The organism is Mesorhizobium sp. M0292, from assembly GCF_040321695.1.
Taxonomy (GTDB): Bacteria; Pseudomonadota; Alphaproteobacteria; order Rhizobiales; family Rhizobiaceae; genus Mesorhizobium.
In genome coordinates this window covers 76,254-98,111 of sequence record NZ_JAMYSB010000004.1, presented here as the reverse complement: position 1 = coordinate 98,111, position 21,858 = coordinate 76,254, and the positions used below count along the sequence as shown (strand labels likewise).

The 21,858-nt window shown below is 62.6% G+C and carries 21 protein-coding genes and 1 pseudogene; 13 read left to right on the top strand and 9 right to left on the bottom strand.

Going from position 1 to position 21,858, the window contains the following annotated elements; translation table 11 throughout:
- Positions 1–111 precede the first annotated feature (111 nt).
- Genes NKI96_RS07415 through NKI96_RS07405 form a run of 3 tightly spaced genes read left to right on the top strand, consistent with a single transcriptional unit; the run spans position 112 to position 3,151 of the window.
- Complete coding sequence (locus NKI96_RS07415) at positions 112–990, top strand: ABC transporter permease (protein ID WP_352803559.1); 879 nt, start codon at positions 112–114, stop codon at positions 988–990.
- A complete protein-coding gene (locus NKI96_RS07410) occupies positions 987–2,141 on the top strand; it encodes an ABC transporter permease (RefSeq protein ID WP_352803556.1) in 1,155 nt (384 codons plus the stop codon). Before NKI96_RS07415 ends, NKI96_RS07410 begins: the two co-directional genes overlap by 4 nt.
- A 38-nt stretch (positions 2,142–2,179) precedes the next feature.
- A complete protein-coding gene (locus tag NKI96_RS07405) occupies positions 2,180–3,151 on the top strand; it encodes an ABC transporter substrate-binding protein (protein WP_023682178.1) in 972 nt (323 codons plus the stop codon).
- A 48-nt stretch (positions 3,152–3,199) separates the two neighbouring features.
- Here NKI96_RS07405 and NKI96_RS07400 read toward each other — a convergent pair whose 3' ends face one another.
- Entirely contained in the window at positions 3,200–3,658 is a 459-nt protein-coding gene (locus tag NKI96_RS07400; protein ID WP_023668224.1) for an Lrp/AsnC family transcriptional regulator, read from the bottom strand.
- 122 nt (positions 3,659–3,780) lie between these two features.
- Between NKI96_RS07400 and NKI96_RS07395 the strand changes: the two genes are divergently transcribed.
- On the top strand, positions 3,781–5,064 hold the full coding sequence (locus NKI96_RS07395; protein ID WP_023739888.1) for a cystathionine gamma-synthase family protein: 1,284 nt from the start codon (positions 3,781–3,783) through the stop codon (positions 5,062–5,064).
- A gap of 246 nt (positions 5,065–5,310) precedes the next feature.
- On the opposite strand, the gene NKI96_RS07390 is transcribed toward NKI96_RS07395, so the two are convergent.
- From NKI96_RS07390 to NKI96_RS07380, 3 genes are all read right to left on the bottom strand, one after another.
- On the bottom strand, positions 5,311–6,960 hold the full coding sequence (locus NKI96_RS07390; RefSeq protein ID WP_023714796.1) for a thiamine pyrophosphate-binding protein: 1,650 nt from the start codon (positions 6,958–6,960) through the stop codon (positions 5,311–5,313).
- Positions 6,957–8,132 carry a CaiB/BaiF CoA transferase family protein gene (locus tag NKI96_RS07385; protein WP_352537765.1) on the bottom strand — a complete coding sequence of 392 codons (1,176 nt, stop codon included), beginning with the start codon at positions 8,130–8,132 and terminating at the stop codon, positions 6,957–6,959. Before NKI96_RS07385 ends, NKI96_RS07390 begins: the two co-directional genes overlap by 4 nt.
- Positions 8,133–8,214: 82 nt before the next feature.
- A complete protein-coding gene (locus tag NKI96_RS07380; RefSeq protein WP_023739884.1) occupies positions 8,215–9,147 on the bottom strand; it encodes an alpha/beta fold hydrolase in 933 nt (310 codons plus the stop codon).
- A 141-nt stretch (positions 9,148–9,288) separates the two neighbouring features.
- On the opposite strand from NKI96_RS07380, the gene NKI96_RS07375 reads away from it, so the two are divergent.
- The 4 genes from NKI96_RS07375 (at position 9,289) to NKI96_RS07360 (ending at position 12,413) form a co-directional block, all read left to right on the top strand.
- On the top strand, positions 9,289–10,170 hold the full coding sequence (locus NKI96_RS07375; RefSeq protein ID WP_196814066.1) for an alpha/beta fold hydrolase: 882 nt from the start codon (positions 9,289–9,291) through the stop codon (positions 10,168–10,170).
- 23 nt (positions 10,171–10,193) lie between these two features.
- Positions 10,194–10,616: a MarR family winged helix-turn-helix transcriptional regulator gene (locus tag NKI96_RS07370; RefSeq protein WP_245267064.1), complete on the top strand. Its 423-nt coding sequence runs from the start codon at positions 10,194–10,196 to the stop codon at positions 10,614–10,616.
- Between the two features lie 98 nt (positions 10,617–10,714).
- The gene (locus NKI96_RS07365; RefSeq protein ID WP_352803551.1) at positions 10,715–11,728 is read left to right on the top strand and encodes a ribonuclease T2 family protein; all 1,014 of its coding nucleotides are present in this window, start codon (positions 10,715–10,717) and stop codon (positions 11,726–11,728) included.
- A gap of 70 nt (positions 11,729–11,798) precedes the next feature.
- On the top strand, positions 11,799–12,413 hold the full coding sequence (locus tag NKI96_RS07360) for a hypothetical protein (protein ID WP_155927127.1): 615 nt from the start codon (positions 11,799–11,801) through the stop codon (positions 12,411–12,413).
- A 5-nt stretch (positions 12,414–12,418) separates the two neighbouring features.
- Here NKI96_RS07360 and NKI96_RS07355 read toward each other — a convergent pair whose 3' ends face one another.
- Entirely contained in the window at positions 12,419–13,705 is a 1,287-nt protein-coding gene (locus NKI96_RS07355; RefSeq protein ID WP_023690848.1) for a GGDEF domain-containing protein, read from the bottom strand.
- Between the two features lie 235 nt (positions 13,706–13,940).
- Between NKI96_RS07355 and ettA the strand changes: the two genes are divergently transcribed.
- The 3 genes from ettA to NKI96_RS07340 all read left to right on the top strand — a co-directional run bounded on the left by ettA (position 13,941) and on the right by NKI96_RS07340 (position 17,660).
- The gene (gene ettA, locus NKI96_RS07350) at positions 13,941–15,590 is read left to right on the top strand and encodes an energy-dependent translational throttle protein EttA (protein ID WP_023688009.1); all 1,650 of its coding nucleotides are present in this window, start codon (positions 13,941–13,943) and stop codon (positions 15,588–15,590) included.
- A 49-nt stretch (positions 15,591–15,639) separates the two neighbouring features.
- Positions 15,640–16,410 (top strand): trans-aconitate 2-methyltransferase, encoded by a 771-nt coding sequence (tam, locus tag NKI96_RS07345; RefSeq protein ID WP_352803547.1) that lies wholly within the window; start codon positions 15,640–15,642, stop codon positions 16,408–16,410.
- A 128-nt stretch (positions 16,411–16,538) separates the two neighbouring features.
- Positions 16,539–17,660, top strand: a complete 1,122-nt coding sequence (locus NKI96_RS07340) for a beta-ketoacyl-ACP synthase III (RefSeq protein ID WP_352803789.1) — start codon at positions 16,539–16,541, stop codon at positions 17,658–17,660.
- On the opposite strand, the gene NKI96_RS07335 is transcribed toward NKI96_RS07340, so the two are convergent.
- The 3 genes from NKI96_RS07335 to NKI96_RS07325 form a co-directional block, all read right to left on the bottom strand.
- Positions 17,661–18,227, bottom strand: coding sequence for a methyltransferase family protein (locus NKI96_RS07335; RefSeq protein WP_352803544.1), 567 nt, complete (start codon positions 18,225–18,227; stop codon positions 17,661–17,663).
- 106 nt (positions 18,228–18,333) lie between these two features.
- Positions 18,334–18,726 (bottom strand): VOC family protein, encoded by a 393-nt coding sequence (locus NKI96_RS07330; RefSeq protein ID WP_352803541.1) that lies wholly within the window; start codon positions 18,724–18,726, stop codon positions 18,334–18,336.
- A 32-nt stretch (positions 18,727–18,758) separates the two neighbouring features.
- Positions 18,759–19,181, bottom strand: coding sequence for a tautomerase family protein (locus NKI96_RS07325; protein ID WP_352803538.1), 423 nt, complete (start codon positions 19,179–19,181; stop codon positions 18,759–18,761).
- A 112-nt stretch (positions 19,182–19,293) separates the two neighbouring features.
- Between NKI96_RS07325 and NKI96_RS07320 the strand changes: the two genes are divergently transcribed.
- Both NKI96_RS07320 and NKI96_RS07315 read left to right on the top strand, forming a co-directional pair.
- Positions 19,294–19,965, top strand: coding sequence for a TetR/AcrR family transcriptional regulator (locus NKI96_RS07320; RefSeq protein ID WP_352803535.1), 672 nt, complete (start codon positions 19,294–19,296; stop codon positions 19,963–19,965).
- Positions 19,919–20,131, top strand: a pseudogene (locus NKI96_RS07315) (MOSC domain-containing protein); the annotation flags it as partial. The gene NKI96_RS07320 and the pseudogene NKI96_RS07315, both read left to right, overlap by 47 nt.
- 894 nt (positions 20,132–21,025) lie before the next feature.
- On the opposite strand, the gene NKI96_RS07310 reads toward NKI96_RS07315, so the two are convergent.
- A complete protein-coding gene (locus tag NKI96_RS07310; protein ID WP_023712417.1) occupies positions 21,026–21,610 on the bottom strand; it encodes a hypothetical protein in 585 nt (194 codons plus the stop codon).
- Positions 21,611–21,858 lie beyond the last annotated feature (248 nt).

The window sequence follows — 21,858 nt, the reverse complement described above, 5'->3', positions numbered from 1 at the left end:
GCGTCGCTCCGCCCTAGGATGACGAACGCGGAGGTGGTCGGCCTCCGCTTCGCTCCGGCCACCCTCGCCCCGTTGGGGAGAGGAGGGCGCCCCGCTGGCGAGGCGCGATAGATGGACACCTTCCGCGAAAAATTCATCCCCGTGACCTCCATCCTCCTGGGCGTGGTGGTGCTCTGGTATGTCTTCGCCGTCATCCTAAACGCGCCCTTCCAGCGCGACCTCGACCGGCGCGCCGGGGAAACCCACGACACCGTCGAATTAATCAGCAAGACGCTGTCGCAGCCCAAGCCGACGCTGCCGGCGCCGCATCAGGTGGCGGTGAACTTCTTCGAGAACACCTTCCTGCGGCCCATCACATCGAGCCGAAGCCTCGTCTACAATGCTTGGGTGACCCTGTCGTCGACGTTGCTCGGCTTTGCCTTCGGCACGGCGCTCGGCATCGTCATCGCGGTTGGCATCGTGCATGTGGCGACGCTCGACCGCAGCCTGATGCCGTGGATCATCGCCTCCCAGACGATTCCCATTCTGGCGGTGGCGCCGATGATCATCGTCGTGCTGGGGGCGATCGGCATCAGCGGTCTGATCCCAAAGGCGATGATCTCGACCTACCTGTCGTTCTTCCCGGTGACGGTTGGCATGGTGAAGGGCCTGCGCTCGCCCGAACTCATGCATCTCGACCTGATGCACACCTACAATGCCAGTGTCTCGCAGACCTTCTGGAAGCTGCGGGTGCCGGCCTCGGTGCCGTTCCTGTTCACCTCGATGAAGGTGGCGGTGGCGGCGAGCCTGGTCGGCGCCATTGTCGGCGAACTGCCGACCGGTGCTGTCGCCGGCATCGGCGCCAAGCTTTTGGCAGGCGCCTATTACAGCCAGTCCATCGACATCTGGTCCGCCCTTGTGGCGGGCTCGGTGGTGGCGGCCCTTCTGGTCATGGTGGTCGGCATAGCCGGGCGCCTCGTTGACCGCGCGATGGGCGGGAGGCCGGCATGAACTGGCTGAAGCCCTCCTGGCAAGCCGTGCTGGCCATTGCGCTGTGCCTCGTCGCCGTCGCGCTCGGCGCGATGTCGAAGCCGGAAGCGGCCACCCTTGCAGACCCGACGGCAAGTTTCGACTACCCCTATTTCGGTATAAAGACCCCGATGATCGGCCTGGCCGTGCTGGCGGGGCTGATCTCGATGATCAGAATTTCGGCGGTGGCCGAGGCTGCGGTGCTGTTTATCGGCGCTCACCTTGTCGCCTGGATGCTGATCTCGGGCATTACAGGGTTCGAAGGCACGGCAATGGCGCCTTATTTCCTGCTGCTCGCCGCTGCCTGGCTGCTGGCCTGGCGCTGTGTGGCGGTGCTGTCGGGGCTTCGCCCGATGGCAAAAGGGGCGCGGATGGCGCTGCGCCTCATCATCCCGGCGATCTTCGGCGCCTGGATCCTGATCATATGGGAAGCGGTGACGCGTGGCGCCGGCATTCCCTTCATCCTTTTGCCGCCGCCGAGCGCCATCGGTGTGCGCATCGCCAGTTCCCTGCCGGTGCTCGGCGCCGATATCAGGCAGACCATCTTCAAGGCGGTGATCTTCGGTTATGTCATCGGCAGCGGCGCCGGCTTCCTGGTGGCGATTGCGGCCGACCGCGTGCCGTTCCTGCGCCGCGGTCTGCTGCCGATCGGCAATATGGTCTCGGCGCTGCCGATCATCGGTGTGGCGCCGATCATGGTGATGTGGTTCGGCTTCGACTGGCCGTCCAAGGCCGCGGTCGTCATCATCATGACCTTCTTCCCGATGCTGGTGAACACGGTTGCCGGTCTTGCCGCCTCCGGCCATATGGAGCGCGACCTGATGCGCACCTATGCGTCGGGCTACTGGCCAACACTCTTGAAGCTCCGGCTGCCGGCGGCAGCGCCCTTCATCTTCAACGCGCTGAAGATCAACTCGACGCTGGCGCTGATCGGCGCCATCGTCGCCGAGTTCTTCGGCACGCCTGTGGTCGGCATGGGCTTTCGCATCTCGACCGAGGTCGGGCGGATGAACATCGATATGGTCTGGGCCGAAATCGCTGTTGCAGCACTGGCGGGTTCGGTCTTTTATGGCGTGGTCGCTCTCGTCGAGAGAGCCGTCACGTTTTGGCATCCCTCTGTCCGTGGTGGATAGGGCGGTGGGTTCGGGTGTTAACTTCAGAGGGTAAAAACATGAAAAGACTGATCATTCCGATGCTGGCCGGCGCGATGTCGCTGGCCGCGTTCCAGGCAATGGCCGCCGACAAGGTGACCTTGCAGCTGAAATGGGTCACGCAGGCGCAGTTTGCCGGCTACTATGTCGCCAAGGCCAAGGGTTTTTATGAAGCAGAAGGCCTCGACGTCGACATCAAGCCGGGCGGTCCCGATATCGCACCCGAGCAGGTGATCGCCGGCGGTGGCGCCGACGTCATCGTCGACTGGATGGGCGGGGCGCTCGCCGCGCGCGAAAAGGGCGTGCCGCTGGTCAACATCGCCCAGCCGTTCAAGAAGGCCGGTATGGAGCTGGTCTGCCCGAAGGACGGCCCGATCAAGACCGAAGCCGATTTCAAGGGTCACACGCTCGGCGTCTGGTTCTTCGGCAACGAATATCCTTTCTACGCCTGGATGAACAAGCTCGGCCTGAAGACCGAAGGCGGCCCGGATGGCGTCACGGTTCTGAAGCAGAGCTTCGACGTCCAGCCGCTGATCCAGAAGCAGGCGGATTGCATTTCGGTCATGACCTACAACGAGTACTGGCAGCTGATCGATGCCGGCTACAAGCCGGACCAGCTCACCGTGTTCAACTACTCGGCGATGGGCAACGACCTGCTTGAGGACGGGCTCTATGCCTCGGAAGACAAGCTCAAGGATCCGGCTTTCGAAGACAAGATGGTGCGTTTCGTGCGCGCCTCGATGAAGGGCTGGAAATATGCCATCGACAACAATGACGAGGCCGCGGGCATTGTCATGGACGGCGGTGGCCAGGACGAAAACCACCAGAAGCGGATGATGAGCGAAGTCGCCAAGCTGATCGACAATGCCGACGGCAAGCTCGACCCGGCGACCTACGAGCGCACCGCCAAGGCGCTGCTCGACCAGAAGATCATCACCAAGGCGCCGACCGGCGCCTACACCACGGCCATCACCGACAAGGCGATCAAATAAGCCTGGCCAGGCAATTTCGACCTCGAGAGCGGCGCCTTTGACCAAATGTCAGAGGCGCCGTTCCTTTATGGTGTTCATGACGAAGCTGGTCTCGATCGAAGCGACGCATTTCAGCCGCGCGATCTTTTCCTTGATGAAGCGCTCGTACTGTTCGAGGCTGCCGGTCACCACCTTCAGCACATAGTCGCGCGCCCCGGTGACGAGGTGGCATTCCAGCACCTCTTCCCACCCGCGGATGGCGTCCTCGAACATGACGATCTCGTCCTCGTTCTGGCGGCTGAGCCGGACGGTGGCGATGGCGACCATGTTCCAGCCGAAGGCGGCCGGGTCGACCAGCGTGGTATAGCCCCGGATAATGCCGGCCTCCTCCAGCCGGCGTACCCTCCTCAAACATGGCGACGGCGACAGGCCGATGCGCTCCGCCAGCTCATTGTTGGTGATGCGGGCGTCGGCCTGCAGCTCGCGCAGGATCTTGCGGTCGAAATCGTCGGCTATCTTCTGCTGCACTTTTGCTCTCGCTCGGCAATTTGTTGCCGGGATGCAGCCATGCGAGGCCGAAAATAGCAAGGACTGGCGGACCGGGATCGCATAAATTGCTGGACGAGACTCCTCCAGATGCAGGAAAAGCCATGACCGCGCCGCGCCCGTCGAAAACCCACATCGGCAACCACAAGCTCCATCCGGAAACGTTGATGTTGAGCTATGGCTTCGATCCGCAACTGTCGGAAGGCGCCGTCAAGCCGCCGGTGTTCCTGACCTCGACGTTCGTGTTCAAATCGGCGGAGGAGGGACGCGACTTCTTCGACTACACATCCGGCCGCAAGGAGCCGCCGAGCGGCACGGCGTCCGGCCTGGTCTATTCGCGCTTCAACCATCCGAACTCAGAGATCGTCGAGGACCGGCTGGCGGTCTATGAGGGAACGGACGCCTGCATCCTGTTCTCGTCCGGCATGTCGGCGATCGCCACGACGCTGCTCGCCTATGCCCGCCCCGGCGATGTCATCCTGCATTCGCAGCCGCTTTACGGCGGCACCGAGACGCTCTTGACGCGCACGCTGTCCGGCTTCGGCATCGGCGCTGTCGGCTTTGCCGACGGCGTCGACGAGAAGGCGGTGCGCTCGGCTGCGGATGCTGCGGTGGCAAAGGGGCGTGTGTCGGTCATCCTCATCGAGACGCCGTCAAATCCGACCAACAGCCTGGTCGATATCGCGCTGATCAGGAAGATTGCCGACGAGATCGGCGCAAGCCAAGGATCAACGCCGATCATCGTCTGCGACAACACGCTGCTCGGCCCGGTGTTCCAGCGGCCGATCGAACATGGCGCCGATGTCTCCGTCTATTCGCTGACCAAATATGTCGGCGGCCATTCCGACCTGATCGCCGGTGCGGCGATGGGCAGCAAGGCGGTGACCAAGCCGATCAAGGCGCTGCGCGGCGCCATCGGCACGCAGCTCGACCCGCATTCCTGCTGGATGCTCGGCCGCTCGCTGGAGACGCTGTCCATCCGCATGGAGCGCGCCAACGACAATGCGCGGCTCGTGGCCGAATTCCTGCGCGATCACGCCAAGGTCGAGAAGGTGCATTACCTGCCGTTCCTGGGCGAGGACACCGCAGCGGGACGGGCCTACAAGGCGCAATGCAGCGGCGCCGGGTCGACATTTTCTTTCGATATCAAAGGCGGAGAGAAGGCGGCCTTCGCATTTCTCAACGGGCTGCAAATATTCAAGCTGGCGGTGAGCCTCGGCGGCACGGAGTCACTCGCCAGCCACCCGGCGGCGATGACGCACTCCGGCATTCCCTTCGACGTGCGCCAGCGCATCGGCGTGCTGGAGACCACGGTCAGGCTGTCGATCGGCGTCGAGCATCCGGACGATCTTATCGCCGACCTGACGCAGGCGCTGGCAGCGGTCTGATAGCTCGCTTGTAGATATCAGGAAAGGGGCGATCGTCTTGGCAGCGTCGGCGGGACAGCACCCCCCTCTGTCCTGCCGGACATCTCCCCCTCAAGGGGGGAGATCAGCAGCTCTGACCATAGCGCCCTGTCTGCAACGCTGCAGATTGGCGAAGGGCGACATGACATCCAATCTCCCCCCTTGAGGGGGAGATGTCCGGCAGGACAGAGGGGGGTGTGACGGAACTCGGCTTTCGCTGCCAACTTCTCAGCTCTTGTCGCGGATCTGCGTCATCGTCCGCGTCGGCGTGATCGCCTCGGGGTCGAGCCTGATTTCGACGATCGCCGGCTTGCCGCTGGCGCGGGCACGCTCGAAGGCAGGGGCAAAATCTGCCGTGTTCTCGACCGTCTCGCCGTGGCCGCCATAGGCGCGGGCAAGAGCGGCAAAGTCAGGGTTCTTCAGATCGGTGGCGACGACACGGCCGGGATAGTCGCGCTCCTGGTGCATGCGGATGGTGCCGTAGATGCCGTTGTTCACGACGATAACGATGATCGGCAGGTCGTATTGCACGGCGGTAGCGAATTCCTGTCCGTTCATCAGGAAGCAGCCGTCGCCGGCAAAGGCGATCACGGTGCGGTCGGGATGGAGCGCCTTGGCGGCGACCGCAGCCGGGGTGCCGTAACCCATCGAACCGGAGGTCGGCGCGCCTTGGGTGGCGAAGCGGCGGAAGCGGTGGAAGCGGTGCACCCAGGTGGCGTAATTGCCGGCGCCGTTGGTGAAAATGGCGTCATCGGGCAAAATCTTTTCCAGATAGTTCATGATCGGCCCCATCTGGACCGGGCCGGGGCCGGTCTCAGGCGGCGTCGACCAGTCGAGGTAGGCAGCGTGTGCTTTCGCTGTCTCATCCGCCCAGGCTGGCGTGGAGGTTGGCTTGCGCTTGGCAAAAGCCTCGACGAAGGCCGAAGGCGAAGCGTTGATCGCCAGGGTCGGCCGGTAGACGCGGCCGAGTTCGCCGGCATCGGCATGGACATGGACCAGCGTCTGGTCGGGGTAAGGGCTCTTCAGCAACGTATAGTCGGAGGACGGCATCTCGCCCATGCGGCCGCCGATCAGCAGCACCAGGTCGGCCTGCTTGATGGCGGTGGCCAGCTTCGGGTTGATGCCGATGCCGACATCGCCGGCATAGTTCGGGTGCAGATGGTCGAACAGCATCTGGCGGCGGAAGGAGCAGCCGACCGGCAGCGACCAGGCCTCGGCAATGGTGCGCATACGTGCCACCGCTTCCTCGTCCCAGCGTGTGCCGCCGAGGATGACGAAGGGACGCTTGGCTTTGGCCAGAAGCTTTTCCAAAGCATCGAGTTCGGCTTCGCCGGGCCGGGTTTCGACCGGCGTGTGCGGCAAGGCCGCGGGCGCGTCGACAAGACTGGTCAGCATGTCCTCCGGCAGCGAGACGACGACGGGGCCGGGGCGGCCCGATGTCGCGACAGCAAAGGCGCGGGTGACGAGTTCGGGGATGCGCGCGGCATCGTCGATCTCCACCACCCATTTGGCGATGTCGCCGAAGAAGCGCTTGTAGTTGACCTCCTGGAAAGCCTCGCGCTCCTTGGCGTGGCTGGCGACCTGGCCGATGAACAGGATGACGGGTATCGAATCCTGCATGGCAATGTGAATGCCGGCCGACGCATTGGTGGCGCCGGGGCCGCGGGTGACGAAGCAGATGCCGGGCTGGCCGGTCAGCCGCCCCTGGCAGTCGGCCATCATGGCGGCGCCGCCTTCCTGTCGGCAGACAATGGTGCGGATGGGCGAGTCATGCAATGCGTCGAGCACCGCGAGATAGGATTCGCCGGGCACGCAGAAGATGCGGTCGGTGCCGTTCGCCTCGAGTGCGTCGACAATCAGTTGTCCACCGGTCTTCATCGTCCAGACTTCTCCAGTTCGGCAAGAATTTCTTCGGTATGTTCGCCAAGGCGTGGCGAAGGGCGTTCATAGACCAGCGGTGTGCCGGACATCACCATCGGCGCGCGCACCGAGGGCAGACGATTGCCATGGCCATCGTCGAGGTCGAGCCGCATGCCGCGTGCGATCGTCTGCGGGTCGGCAAACATCTGGCCGATATTGTTGATCGGGCTCGCCGGCACGCTTGCCGCTTCGAGCTTGGCCAGCAACGGGTCTCGGTCCCAGTTCTTCAGCGTCTCGATCATGTGCTCGCGCAATTTCACCCGGTTGGCGACGCGGGCCGGATTGGTGGCGAAATCGGGATTCGCTGAGAGATGGTCGAGTCCGACGGCGGCGCAGAATTTGGCGAACTGGCCGTCATTGCCGACCGCCAGGATGATATGGCCGTCCCTGACCGGGACAACCTCATAGGGCGCAATGTTCATATGCGCATTGCCCATCTGCACCGGCGCCTTGCCGGAGACGAGATAGTTGAGGTTCTGGTTGCCGAGTGCGGAAATCTGCGTGTCGAACAGCGCCATGTCGATATGCTGTCCCTGGCCGGTCTTTTCGGCATGGCGAAGCGCTGCCTGGATGGCGATCACCGAATAGAGGCCGGTGAAGATGTCCGATATGGCGACGCCGGCTTTTTGCGGCTCGCGCCCGACCTCGCCGGTGATCGACATCATGCCGGCCATGGCCTGGATGATGAAATCATAGCCGGCGCGGGGTGCGTAAGGCCCATCCTGGCCGAAGCCGGTGATCGAGCAGTAGACGAGCTTTGGATTGATCGCCTTCAGGCTCTCGTAATCGAGCCCGTATTTCTTGAGGCCGCCGAGCTTGAAGTTCTCGATCAGAATGTCGGCCGTGGCAACCAGCCGGCGCACCGTCTCGGCCCCTTCCGATGTCGAGAAATCGACGGCGATGGAACGCTTGCCGCGATTGCAGGAATGGTAATAGGCGGCCGACAGGTTCTCGCCATCATGGCTCATGACGAAGGGCGGACCCCATTTGCGGGTATCGTCGCCGCCGTCGGGGCTCTCGACCTTGATGACATCGGCGCCGAGATCGGCCAGCAATTGTCCTGCCCAGGGGCCGGCCAGGATGCGGGCGAGTTCGACGACGCGGACGCCTTTCAGCGGAGGTTCAGCCATAAATCACCAAAAACGGGTCGGAACCGCAGCCTCTATCAACCCGGGATGCCGCTGTCACGGGCCTTGCGGTAGGCCAGCGATGTCACTCTTTGAGCACGCTATCGGCCCAGGCAGCGAAATCGTCCATAACGGTGTCGCGGTTCACCTCGTTCAGGCTTTCGTGGCGGGTGTCGGCGTAAACCTTTGAAACCAGATTCGAAAAGCCCATCGCGCGCATCCGCTTGGTGAGATGATCGATGCCTTTGCCATAGTCGGAGGCCGGATCCTTCTCGCCGCCGACGATGCTGACGGGCAGGTCGCGCCTGATGCCGGCAAAGCCCGCATCCTTGCCGCCTTTCTGCGCCATCTCCACGACATCGCGCCACATCGAGATCGAGGCATCCCAGCCGCACAGCGGGTCGGCAATGTACTTGGCCACTTCAGCCTCGTCGCGCGACAGCCAGTCGAACGGCGTCTTGTGGTTGGGCACCGCCTTGCCCCAGGCCTGGAAGGTCAGTTTGGGCAAGACGCGTGAGGGAACATCGGAGCCGAGCCTGAAGCGCTCATAAGCGAGGATGGCGAGTGCAAGCTGACCAAGCAGGCCTTGTGAGAAATTGCCGTTCCAGATCGCCGCGGCGTGGACGCGCGGCGAGTGCGCCAGCAGGTAGTTGAGCGCCACCGACGCACCCATCGAATGGCCGAACAGGATGACCGGCAGGCCGGGCTGCTCCTTCGCAATCAAATCGTGGACTGCGTCGACATCGGAGATCACCTTGGCCGGGCCGCTTGTGCCGGCGAATCTGCCGAGCGGGGCATCGGGCGCCTTGGTCGCGCCATGGCCGCGATGGTCGTGGACGTAGACATGAAAGCCGCGGGTGCTGAGGTAATCGGCGAAGCGGGCATAGCGCGCGGCGTGTTCGGCCAGGCCGTGATTGACCTGGACTACCGCGCGTGGAGAGCCCCCCGCGTGCTTCACATAGAGATTGAGCGTGGCCCCGGTCGGTGAGGCCAGCGTCGTCTGCTTGTCAAATGCCATGTCTCGCTCCCTTGGCGACTGTTGGGCGACCGCGTGACCGACGTCAAGGGGAGGTCGAAATCAGCCGGCGTCACTATTGACAGTGTGCTGTCAATTTGGCTATATGACAGCATGCTGTCAAATTACATCGGGAACATGAGCATGAAAACCGTTTCGCGCCGCGCGTTTCTGCTGGCGAGCCTTTCATCCGCAATGCTCCTGCCCGGCATTGCTTCCAGCCAGACCAGGGAGACGACCATGAAGACCTCAACCATTGCCGGCCCGCAGGGCCAGCTTGCCGGCTACGACATCAAATCCGGCGGCGGCCTGCCGATCCTGTTCGCGCATGGCGATTGCAGCCGCGCCACACAGTGGAACCGGGTGATGCAGCTCACCGCAGGTGGCCGTGAGGCGGTCGCCTTCGATTTTCGCGGCCATGGCGCATCGGCGCCTGCAGCTGATGCCGACTACGGCTATGACGGCCGTGCCGACGATATTGGTGCGGTGGCCGATGCGTTCGGCCTGAAGCGGTTTGTCCTCGTTGCACATAGCGGCGGCAGTGGGGCCGCGCTCGCCTATGCCTCCGGCCATCCCGACCGTGTTGCCGGCATCCTGCTGGTCGATCCGGCGACCGATCCGCGCGCCCTGCCCAAAGAGATTCGCGACGGGTTCGTGCACGATCTCGCGGGGCCAAACGGCGGCGATGTCCTGAGCGCTTATTACATCTCGATCGCCGGCTCCAACCCAGATGTCCGCAAACAGGTCATCGCCGATGCGGCGGTGGTCGATCCGGCGGCTCGGGCAGGCGTCGGCAAGGCGCTGGCGGAATGGAATCCCGAGCCGACGCTCGACGCCTATCATGGGCCGATCTTCGTGCTGGCCACGGAGGCCAATGACAATGCGGCGGCTCTGTTTCGGCTGCGCAGCCGAATTGGCCACAGAACCGTCGCCGGTTCCGGCCATTGGGTGATGCTTGACAAGCCGGAGGCGGTGGCTGAAGCCGTCAACACTTTCGTTTCCACCATCGAGGCCGGCCAGAAATGACAAGCAGGACCGAAGCCGGAGATGTGCTCACCGAACTGGTGCTTGCCGTGTTCCGGCTGAATGGCGGGTTTCTCGACGCGGCCGACCGGCTGGCGGAGCCTGCCGGGTTGACGGCGGCGCGCTGGCAGGTTCTGGGCGCGGTGCTGAAGGAGCCGAAATCGGTGGCCGACATTGCCCGCGACATGGGGCTTGCGCGCCAGAGCGTGCAGCGCCTGGCCGATATTCTGGCCGCCGAAGGGCTTGCCGCCTATGCGGACAACCCGGCGCACCGCCGCGCGAAGCTCCTGGCGATGACCGATGCCGGCCGGGCCGCGATCCGGGATATCGGCACGCGCCAGCATGTCTGGGCCAACCGCATCAGCGAGGGCATCGAGGCTCGCGCGCTCGAGACAGCGCTTGATCTGCTGCGTATGTTGACGAAGCGGGTCGAGGAGGGCGGGGTCTGATCGACCGAGCGATTGTTTTTTGCGGCGGACGAAAGAAATCGTAATTCTGACATGTCACACGTTTCTAGCTTGCGCTATGAAACGCTAGGAGTGCTGGAATGCGGATATCGGCGATATGGGGTGCGGTGTTGGTGGCGCTGGCCGGTGTCGGCCTAGCGCGTGCCGATGTGAAGATGAGCGGCTCCTTCGTGGCCGATGCCGCCTGTCCAGCGACCCAGGCGATCAAGAGCGGCAAGAACCCCGGCAATATCGCGACAACGGCTGGACTGAGCTACGACCTTCTGGCCGGCAACAAGGATGCGCCGACGCATTACCTCATCCGCGTGCCGGGCGCCGATCCTGAGCGTCGCTGGGTCAAGATCAGCTGCGGTCATGTCGCCGGCGGCAGCGCAGCCGCCCAGCCGGCCGCGCCCTCCGATCAGGGCAAGCCTGCGGCGCCGGCTTCAGGAAAACCCGAATATGTTTTCGCGCTGAGCTGGCAGCCGGCCTTCTGCGAAACCAAGGCAAGCAAGCCCGAATGCCAGGCGCAGACGGCGGGCGGTTTCGACGCGTCGCATTTCACTTTGCATGGTCTGTGGCCGCAACCGAACGGCAATTTCTATTGCCAGGTGCCGGCGAGCGACAAGGCCAATGATAATCCGGCCCATTGGGCCGACCTGCCGCCGGTCAACCTCGATGCCAATACGCGCGCCGAACTCGACCAGGTGATGCCTGGCACCGCCTCCAAGCTCGAACGGCATGAATGGATCAAGCACGGCACCTGCTACGGCAAGAGCCAGCAGGAGTATTTTGCCGAGGCGTTGAACCTGATGCGGGCGGTGAATGCCTCGCCGGTGCGCCAACTCTTCACCAGGAATGTCGGCAAGCAGCTGACTTCGGACCAGATCCGCAGCACCTTCGACAGCGCCTTCGGCGCCGGGGCGGGCGCGCGGGTGCGTGTCTCCTGCCTGGTCGATCCGTCGAGCGGCAGGCGGCTGATCGGCGAGCTGACGCTGGGCCTGACCGGCCCGATCGGCCCCGACAGTTCGCTGGGCTCTCTCATGCTCGCCTCGGCGCCGACGACCAAGGCGGGCTGTCCGAAGGGTTCGGTCGATGCGGCCGGGTTCCAGTAGGATATCCGTCTGTCGCTTAGCAGTGACGCGGTGATATGGTCTGGATGTGTTTCATTCGGCGGGGGTGGCGATGAGTGGCATGACATCAGGCGGGCTGGCGCGGCTGGCTTTCTGGGCCAGGGGAATGACAGCCATAAAAGACGGCCGCATGGAATGGCCGGGCTTTTCCTATACCGATGCCGAGTGGGCGCGCATGCGCGTGCTTGCCGCGCCGATCGGGGCAGGCCGCTACCAGCTGTTCACTTGGGTCAATGCCGCGATCTTCATCGCCATTGCCGCGCTTGGCATCGTCTGTGTCTTCCTGCCGCTGGCGACACTTTTGTTTCCGGTGCCGGCCGACACCAGCGCGCTCAAATTCTCGGCTCTGCTGGCGGCGTGTGCCTTCCTCATAATCGGGCTCGGCTTGCCGATCTCCATGCGCCTGTCGAGCGCGTTGGCCATCTCCCGGGAGATGCGCGCCGGTCTTGTCGGCGAAGCCGGTGACGAAGCGCTGGCGGCAAAAGTGTCTTGGCAGATCAACCGCATCATGCTGGTCATGTGCGGCCTGCTGGTGCCCGGCATTCTGTTGTTCATCGCTTATGACATCGATGCCAGTCCGATCATCACCGTGCTGAAATGGCTGGCCATCGCGCTGATAGCCGTTTCAGTTGCGGTCGGCGCGTTGCAGCAGCGCAAGCGGAGCTGACAGCCTTATCCGCTGACGCCACGCGTGGGCAATGTCCACGCGGTTAGGTCTTCGGCATCGTCATGCGCTTCGCCGACGACGCGGTCACGCCCGGTGGACTTGGCCCTGTAGAGACGCTCGTCGGCAAGGGCGAAGAGATCGGCAAGCGAGCCTACGGTCTCATCGACAGTGGCGATGCCGGCGCTGACGCTGATGTCGAACCGGTTTACGCACGCCTTGACGGCCTGGCGGAGGTTTTCTCCGAGCAACCTGGCGACCGCATGCGGTTGCGAGCAAAGGATGGCGAACTCCTCGCCGCCGATCCTGAAAACCTGATCGTGCGCGCCGGCCGCCTGGGTCAGCACCTGGGCGATCGATCTCAGCACCCTGTCGCCCTCGGCATGGCCGAAGCGATCGTTGATCGACTTGAAATGGTCGACGTCGACGATCAGCAGGCTGAGCGGTTGGGCCGTGCGCAGGCTGACAGCGACCAGACGTTCGCCGTCGCTGTCAAAGCGTCCCCTGTGCAACAGGCCGGTGAGGCCGTCGCGGCCGACATGTTCGACCAGGGCTTCGTAGCGCTCGCGATAGGTCAAGGTGTCGAAGACGTCGGACAACCCACGTGGTGCCACGACCTGACGCGTTTCGAACCATCTGAGGTAGGCGACAAGCATGGCGCTGTAGGCAAAAGCGGCACCCATCTTGGCGAACCAGCCGCCGAAGAAGACCGCAATCGGCGCGCCGGCGACGAAATGCAGGGCGCTGAAAAATCCGGCCTGGTCGAAGGTGAGCACGCAGGCGACGCAAATCAGGATGCGGGAGAACGGCGCCCTGCGCAGATAACGCCCGAGCTTTTCGTAAAGCAGGATGATCAGGATGGCGTCGATGAAGAGCAGCGTCGTGCCCCACACCATCAGCCAGCCCAACTGGTCGATGAAACCGATATCGGGAAGCTTGCCGTCGGAAAGGGCTGAAATATCGTGCAGGCGCAGGATCAGGACCAGCCCGATCATCAAGGCGTTGCCGAGCAAAAGACCATAGATCGGCTGGCGCACCGTGGCCGCATCTTCCTTCATGTAGAGCAGAAGCAGCATCACCAGCTTGCCGGAAAACAGCACCGCCGAGCCTGGCGAGACCATGCCGAAGGGCAGGGCGACGTAGAAGACACTGGCGAGATAGGTTTCGAGGAAATGCATGGCGCCGAGCGCGCAGACGAAGACGCCGAGGCCGATGCGATCCCTGAAGCGGAACAGCGTGACCATGACGCTGAAGTAGACGACCGCTTCGGCAAGGAGCAGGAAACTGTTCAGCACTACCTTCGGTCCGATCTTTACTTTCGATCGCGACAGGTCAGCGATCGATCCTGTTTTGACGCTGAAGGGTTAACCGGGGATTTCAACGCGCCCTACAACCGGCGGAAAACTTAACGTGCGGTGTACACCCGGCTTGAAATGGCAAAAGCGATTGCCGTTCGGCCCGGCATCGCCTACATAGCGGCCAACCTCCATTCAATCCGACATTTTCGGTCAATCATCAAGGAAAGCGCGCGTGGCACGCCAGTTCATCTATCACATGGCCGGCCTCAACAAGGCCTATGGCACCAAGAAGGTGCTTGAGAATGTCCATCTCTCCTTCTATCCCGACGCCAAGATCGGCATCCTCGGCCCCAACGGCTCGGGCAAGTCGACGATCCTCAAGATCATGGCCGGGCTCGACAAGGAGTGGAACGGCGAAGCCTGGCTCGCCGAAGGCGCCACCGTCGGCTATCTCGCGCAGGAGCCGGCGCTCGATGCCAACAAGACGGTGTTCGAGAACATCATGGAAGGTGTCGCCGCCAAGACCGCCATCATCGAGCGCTACAACGAATTGATGATGAATTATTCCGACGAGACAGCTGACGAGTCGGCCAAGCTCCAGGACGAGATGGACCGGCTGAACCTGTGGGATCTCGAACAGCAGGTCGAAATGGCGATGGAAGCTCTGGGCTGCCCGCCCAAGGATTCCGAGGTCACCAAGCTTTCAGGCGGCGAGCGCCGACGCGTCGCGCTCTGCCAGTTGCTGCTGCGTCAGCCCGACCTCTTGCTGCTCGACGAACCGACCAACCATCTCGACGCCGAAACCACGGCGTGGCTGGAAAAGCATCTGCGCGCCTATCCGGGCGCCGTGATGATCATCACCCACGATCGCTACTTCCTCGACAATGTCACGGGATGGATCCTCGAGCTCGATCGCGGCCGCGGCATTCCCTATGAGGGCAACTACACCAAATACCTCGAAGCCAAGGCCAAGCGCCTCAAGCAGGAAGGTCGCGAGGACGACGCCCGCCAGCGCGCTATCGGCCGCGAGCGCGAGTGGATCCAGTCCAGCCCGAAAGCCCGCCAGACCAAGTCCAAGGCGCGTATCCAGGCGTTCCAGGACCTGCTGGATGCAGCCGACAAGCGGCGGCCGAGCGATACGCAGATCGTCATTCCGCATGGCGAGCGGCTCGGCAATGTGGTGATCGAGGCGGAAGGCCTGTCGAAGGGCTTTGGCGACACGCTGTTGATCGAGGGTCTGGAATTCAAGCTGCCGCCAGGCGGCATCGTCGGCGTCATCGGCCCGAACGGCGCCGGCAAGACGACGCTGTTCCGCATGATCACCGGCCAGGAAACGCCGGATGCCGGCTCTGTCCGCATCGGCGAAACGGTGAAGCTCGGCTATGTCGATCAGAGCCGCGATGCGCTCGATCCGTCAAAGACCGTCTGGGAAGAAATCTCGGGCGGCGCCGAAGTGGTCAAGCTCGGCAAGTTCGAAGCCAACACCCGCGCCTATTGCGCATCGTTCAACTTCCGTGGCGGCGACCAGCAGCAGAAGGTCGGCAACCTCTCCGGCGGCCAGCGCAACCGCGTGCATCTGGCAAAAATGCTGAAGACCGGCGGCAATGTGCTGCTGCTCGACGAACCGACCAACGATCTCGACACCGAAACGCTGGCGGCGCTCGAAGACGCGCTGGAAAATTTTGGTGGCTGCGCCGTCATCATCTCGCACGATCGTATGTTCCTCGACCGGCTGGCCACCCACATCCTGGCCTTTGAAGGTGACAGTCATGTCGAATGGTTCGAGGGCAATTTCGAGGACTACGAGCAGGACAAGATCCGTCGTCTCGGCCCCGAAGCCGTCAACCCGCACAGGATGACCTACAAGAGGCTGACGCGGTAAGGGAGCAACCGGGGCGGCGAATTTCTCAACTGATACGAGGAAAGCTTGAATGACCGACTGGTCAGCCGCCCAATATCTGAAATTCGAGGATGAGCGCACACGGCCGGCGCGCGATCTTGTTGCGCAGGTGCCGGTGGATTTCCCGCGCCGGGTGGTCGACATCGGCTGCGGCCCGGGTAATTCGACCGAGCTGCTGGTCGAGCGCTGGCCGGATGCTGATGTCAGCGGCTTCGACACCTCTCCCGACATGATCGAGAAGGCGAGGGCGCGCCTGCCCAGCGTCAATTTCGATCTTACCGATGCCTCGACCTGGCAGCCGGCCGAGCCGGTCAATGTCATCTTCGCCAATGCGGTGTTCCAGTGGCTGCCGACCCACCCGGCAGTGTTCCAGCGGCTGATGGGCTTTCTCGCGCCCGGCGGCGCGCTCGCCGTCCAGATGCCCGACAATCTGCTTGAGCCCTCGCATCAGCTGATGCGCGACACCGCAGCCGAAATGCCGTTCGCCGCCAAGATGGCGGGGGCCGCGCGCGGGCCGTTGCCGCCGGTGTCGTTCTACTACGATCTCTTGTCGCCGCTCGCCGACCGGGTGGACATCTGGCACACGGCCTACAATCATCCGCTGGCCGACGCCGAGGCGATCGTCGAATGGGTGAAGTCGACGGGGCTGAAGCCTTTCCTCGATCCGCTCGACGCCGGCGAGCGCAAGCTGTTCCTCGACAGCTACACGACAAAGATCGCCAAGGCCTATCCGAAGACCGCAAACGGCAAGGTGCTGCTGCGCTTTCCGCGCATCTTCATCGTCGCCAAGCGGGCTGGCTAGGGCTCTGGTGAACGCCGGCCAATTCTCGGCTTAAGCCGGCGTAAACCGACTGGGTGAGAAAAGTGTTGCGTCGCGCCCCTTCGTCGCCCACATGAGAACGACAACGCCTGCGCATGGACGGACTGGATATGCATCGCGTCATCATCAGCGGCATTGGCGTTGAAATCCCTGAAGCCAAGATCACCAACGAAGAACTGGTCGCCAGCTTCAATGCCTGGGTCGACACCGAGAATGCGCGCCGGCAAGGCACGGATGAGACGCTGCTTCAGAAATCCGACAGCGCCTTCATCGTCCACGCTTCCGGTGTCCAGACCCGCCATGTCATCGAGCGGGAAGGCATTCTCGACCCGACCCGCATGGCGCCGCGCATTCCGGCACGGCCCGATGATGCGCTGTCCCTGCAGGCCGAGTTCGGCGTCGCTTCGGCGAAAAAGGCGCTCGACCATGCCGGCCTGAAGCCATCCGACATCGACCTGGTGATCTGTTCGTCCTCGCACCAGCAGCGGCCCTATCCGGCGATCGCCATCGAAATGCAGGAGGCGCTGGGCACCAAAGGCGCCGGCTTCGACATGGGGCTCGGCTGCTCTTCGGCCGCGGCCGCCTTGCACATCGCGGTCAATCTGGTGCGGACGGGCGCACACAAACGTGTGCTGGTGGTCACCCCTGAGATCATCACCGGCCATCTCAATTTCCGCGACCGGCAGACGCATTTCATCTTCGGCGACGCGTCGGTGGCGATGGTGGTCGAGGGGCTGGCCAAGGGCGAGAAGCGGCCGGGGCGTTTCGAGGTGCTGGACACGCGCACCTGGACGCAGATGTCGAACAACATCCGCACCAATCTGGGCTATCACACCCGCACCGCCCAGGACGATCCCTACATGATCAACCTCGAGGGCAATCTGATCAAACAGGTCGGCAACAAGGTGTTCAAGGAAGTCACCGTCGCCGGCCACAAATTCATCGTCGAGTTCCTCGCCGAGCACGGGCTGACGCCGCAGGCCGTCAGGCGTTTCTGGCTGCATCAGGCCAATGCGCGGATGAACGCCATGATCCTGAAGCTGGCTTTCGGCCACGAGGTCGACCATGACCGTGCGCCGATGGTGCTGGAGCGGCTCGGCAACACCGCCGGCGCCGGCGCCATCATCGCGCTTTCGGAAAACCATGCCGACATGAAGCCCGGCGATTTCGGCGTGCTGTGCGCCTTCGGCGCCGGCTATTCGATTGGCGGCGCCCTGCTCAGGATGCTGTAATCAAGCTGGCGTGAACGGCACCAGCATCGGCACCCGCCCGGCATAGTCGTCATAGGCGCTGCCCAGTTCGCCGCGCAGAAAACGCTCCTCAAGCCTTGCCTTGACGACGATGCCGACGGTGAGAAAGACCGCGCCGGCGATGCCCCAGACCGTGCCTTTGGCCGCCATGGTGGCCAGGATCGCCAAAAGCAGTCCGGTGTAGATCGGATGGCGGACCAGCCCGTAAGGGCCGGTGTCGACGACACGATGTTCGGCCTTGGCCGTCACCGAAGCCGACCAGAGACGGCCGAGATGCAGCCGCGCCCACCATGCGAATATCAAGCCAATGGCGATGAGCCCTGCGCAGATCCACGCTTCGGCAAGGGTCGGAAGCCAGAACCGCAGCCGGCCGGCATAGCCATGCGCGGGAACGAACAGCAGCACCGCGCCGATCAACCACAAAGCGCGATAGCGAAGCTCCGCCTGGATGCCGGCGCGCTTTTTCGCCGGATCGGACCAGAAAGCGGCTAGAAACCAGGACACGACCCAGATCAGCCAGAGCAATGCGATTGCCGTACCGGGACGCATGGGAGATCTCCACCGACTGTCTACCATGAAGCCGGTGCGGCGCGGCGGCAATGCGGCGCAATACGGAACCTGTGCTGTTTTCAGGTAAGAAGATCGTGATCGGCGCTCATTTGCCGGAAAACATCCACTGTACGCCAAACGCATCGACCAGCATGCCGAAACTTGTTCCCCAAACTTGCCGCGCCAAAGGCACGGTGATCCGCCCGCCTGAGGCCATGCGGTCGAAAAGTTCCCGCATTTTGGCCTGGTCGTCGAACTCCAGCATCAATGCGGAGCCTTTCATCGGCTCCGCATCGTCATTGTCGGAAGCGTGAAACAGCACGCCCGGACCTTCGAACCGCGCATGCAGCACCTTGCCGCGCATGGCTTCGGTTCGCACCGGCATGCCGTTGTCGCCCCAGCGCAGCAGGATGGTTCCCCGGCCAAGCCCGCATTGCTCGTAGAAAGCCAGCGCTGGTTCGCAGTTGGTGGTGAAGAACAGCGAAGGGGAGAGCCGCATCGGTTTGCTCCTGGCCGGTGCCGTTTGCTGTATTACTGCGCCGCTGCGGTGGCCGCAGCGATAAGGGCCTCACCTGTATATTGCTTGCCACCGATGCCCCAGCCGCCGTCGGGCGCATTGACGATGTTGATCCAGGTGTTTTCCGGCTTATGACCGGGCACGCATAGATCGGCAACGATTGCGACGGCATCGGTGATGAAGGCCCTGCGGGCTTCGAGCGAGCCGAGGCCGATGTTGGGCAGCTTCAGTTCGACCATGACGACGGGCCGGTTGGCCCCGCCGGCATAGATGTGGTGCGGCGGCAGGATGTGTACCGTGCCGCCGACGATGGCGTTGAAGAACGAATTGCCGGTGGCTCCGGAAGCCTCGATGAGGGCGGCGCTGAGACGCGGCAGAATCTCGCGCTCTCCGGCTTGGGTCAGTACGCCTTGCGGTGCGGTCACGGTGATGGGCATTTGCTGTCCTTTTCTTGGTGTCACATGGCTTTGCATTTGCTGCTTGCCATGTTTCGTATCGATTGTTACGATATAAGAGAAAGACGAGTCAACAGGTTTCGTATCGATCGCTATGGATAAATTGGAAAAGCCGCGCGGCGGCCGCCCACGTGCCTTCGACCCCGGCCGGGCACTGGATGCGGCGATGCATCTGTTCTGGGAGCATGGTTATGAAGCGACGTCGCTGGCGATGCTGCGCGAGGCGATGGGGTTGACGCCACCGCAGATCTACAACGCCTTCACCGACAAGGAGACCTTGTTCCGCAAGGCGCTTGAACGCTACCACCAGACCGAGATCGGCTTTGCGCTGGAAGCGCTGAGCGCGCCGGTGTCGACCGGCGAGGCGATCCGGTTGCTGCTGCTGGGGGCGGCGGAGGCCTATTCCAGGCCCGGCAAGCCCGGCGGCTGCCTGTTCGTCAGCGGCGCGCTGGCGACCTCGCCGCAGGCGCAAGCCATTGCCGATGAGCTTAAAGGCTATCGCAAGGCGAGCGAGGCGGCGATCGCGGCGCGGCTGGTGGCGGGCAAGGCGGCAGGTGATTTGCCTGAGGAGCTCTCCGCCGAAAGTCTCGCCAAATATATTGCGGGTGTCATGAACGGCATGTCGATCCAGGCGCGGGACGGCGCGTCCGTCGAAGAGTTGCGCGACCTAGCTGAAGCCGCTCTTGCGGCCCTGCCGGCCGGGGCGAAAAACCAAGGGCATGATTCAAAAACAGAACGCCACACCGGACCTCTTCCCGGAGTCTGAGAAGCCGGTCGAAATCATCCCCGCCAGGAAGCTGTCCGCCAAGGTGGCGGCGCTCTACGTCGCCCCGTCAGATCATTTCCAGAGGCGCCCGGTGGAAGCATTGCAGCTCGGCTTCGAGGGCATAGCGGGCGACTTCCACGCCGGCGCCACGCGGCGTTCGGGCGGCCTATGCGTAGAACGGACCTTGCGTTCACGCTGTAGTGTTAGACCCACCACTAAGTGACGTCACACTTCGAGCGAAGCACGATCCGGTCTTCGGCGACACCTGAAGTTCTGTGTGCTACCCTAATCTGGAAATGTGGCAGGCGCACTCCATCGGTTGGCAGGCAGCACTCCGAATAGTGAAGCTTTGAGCCGCATGGACATGGCCCTTCATGTGGTCGGTCCTCGAAATGCTTATGTGATTGCCTCTTGTGCGTCCATTCGCCGTCCCATTCGTCGAAAGGGCCGGCGAGATGATCCAGCACATATCGAACTACGCTGTAGTCATAGTCGAGCTGGAGGACCGAGTACTTCTGGACGGGATCGGTGACGATTGACATCTCCTGGGGCTCGAACTCGAGAATCTTGCGAAAGCAGAATTCTCCAGCATAAACTCGATTGGGAGTATGCCCACATGGCTCGACCGGCGTGCTCTGCTTCCCGCAAATCGAGCATGCCCAGCGCTTCAATATCATTCCTGGGCTGATAAAGTGTCGATAGGGAAAAGTAGACTGCCAAAGGGCAATCAAGTTTGCCCGTTGCTTCACGTAAGGTAACAGCTCCGGGACGTACGGATTGTCCTCCTGGCGTGCAAACGCTAGCTCTGCTTGCTCCAAGGTGCACCATCCGTCGAGATAATGGCCTCGTCTGAGCTGACGGTATGCTTCAAGATAAAGGCCCGTGCCGTCTATGAATGCGCCGATAAACCAAAGCCGGTTCTTTTCCTCAGGATCATTAGTGATCGCCTTCGGTCTTCCTGCGCTTTTGGCTAGCTCGCGCCAGTAAATTCGACTTGACCGATCCCGGTGAGCTATTACCTGGGCAGCCAAATTGGCTGAACTGAGCTGGGCCGACATGGCTAGTGAGCAGAGTGGCGAGCCCGCTTGCGCGGATGAACCTGATGGGGCGCGGCTTGGGGCTCATTTAGTTCCTCGATGAAGCGTGGGATGGCGGTGTTCAACATCGGCCCTAGCTGGTGAGAATCGCCTTTGTAGTAAAGTTTTAGGGCTTTGTTGTTCGGGCCTTCGACAATCAACGTTAATTCCGCTGTGTCACCCGACTTGTGTCCAGGCAGTAGTTCGTCGAGCCGATTCGAGAAAATATTAAGGGCAACTGGCAAGACCCCAACTGTCAAGAGTAAGGTCGGTATGCGCCAAGCTTTTGAGTGGAGGGCGAGTTCCTGGTATTCGTCATTTCGTATGGCGACAGCCAACGTCGCCTCGGTGCCCAATGCGTTGCGGAACCGTTCGACAAAGTCGCCAGTCCCAATGGGAAAGACGGGCTTCTCATCTCCGTCGGTTAGGGGAAGAGCAAGGATCGACGCTTTAATCAAGCCTGGGCGCTGGCCGCTCTCGATCCACGGCTGATCTAGCCAGTATCCCCTGGTATCAGAGGTTTCCGATACTTCAAATTTTAAGAACTCGCGAGCGAATCTGTCAACCATAAACCCCTCCTGTTGTAGAACATGTAAGGAGCGACGTGAGTCCATTCAAGCGAGAGACATTCCACCACAGGCAGGGATAGTCCGCTGTTCAGCAGTTATCACAGCTGCCCGTGCACGCGGCAATTTTCGATTTCCCAAAGGATTCGGGGATACAGCGCCCCGCTTCGAGACGAGAGCGGGCACTGGACGACACGCGACTCTGCCTACGAACTGCTCTTGCGGCTTTGGCGACCGGAGAGCAGGATTTA